Origin of the sequence: Shimia sp. MMG029, assembly GCF_027947445.1 — a bacterium.
Classification (GTDB): domain Bacteria; phylum Pseudomonadota; class Alphaproteobacteria; order Rhodobacterales; family Rhodobacteraceae; genus Shimia.
Genome location: NZ_JAQJIM010000030.1, coordinates 1 through 933, shown reverse-complemented (window position 1 = coordinate 933; position 933 = coordinate 1). Strand labels below are relative to the sequence as shown.

Genomic DNA, 933 nt, shown 5'->3' with positions numbered 1-933 from the left:
GGACCTGTCACGGTTTAGTGCCGCCCCCAGTGCTCGTTTGGGCCACTTTCCGTTCGAAGGCGACTGGACTTTTCCAACCCAGTGCTGAGTGACGGCGGCGCGGATTGTAAAAGCCGTTGATGTATTCGAATACCGCCATCTCGGCTTGCCTGCGTGTTTCCCATGACCTGCGCCAGCTCAGCTCAGCTTTGATGGTTTTGAAGAAGGTTTCGGCAGCGGCGTTGTCCTAGCAGTTTCCTTTTCCACTCAGCGATACCTTGAACCCATGCTGGCGCAGGATCTTCTGGTAATCGTGAGAACAGTATTGGCTGCCACGGTCTGTATGATGGATGCAGCCCTTAGATGGTGCCCGGAAGGCAATGGCCATATTCAATGCCCGGATCGCCAGGTCGCGTTTCATCCGGTGCTGACGGCCCAGCCGATGACGCACCCGGAATGCAGGTCCAGGATCACTGCCAGATACAGCCAGCCCTCCCGCGTCCAAACATAACTGATGTCGCCAGCCCATTTCTGGTTGGGCTTGTCCGCTGTGAAGTCCCGATTCAGCAGATTTGGCGAGATGTTGAACGTGTGGTCGGTATCTGTCGTAACCTTGTGCTTGCGCGTTCTAACAACAGATATGCCGTTCTGGCGCATCAATCTGCCAACACGGCGGTGACCCACATCCAAACCGATCTCCTTCAGTTCTTCGGTCATTCTTGGCCGACCATAGCTGCCCAGGCTGAGACGCGACTGTTCTTTGATGTGCGCCAACTCACCATATCAGACCGCTGTCTGCGGCTGGCTGGCCGGCTGCGGAAGGCCCGCAAACCGCGCGTGCTTACACCAACAACATGGCATAGGCATTTGGCTGGAAAACTGTCACGGTGTTCTTCGATGAACCTAAATCTCAATGCTTCAGGCCCGCGAAGAACTGGGTGGCCTTTTTTAGGA

Annotated in this window: 1 pseudogene; it reads right to left on the bottom strand. The window is 55.7% G+C overall.

From position 1 onward, the window contains the following. Positions 1–7: 7 nt before the first annotated feature. Positions 8–933 (bottom strand): annotated as a pseudogene (locus PJL69_RS20245) (IS3 family transposase); the annotation flags it as partial.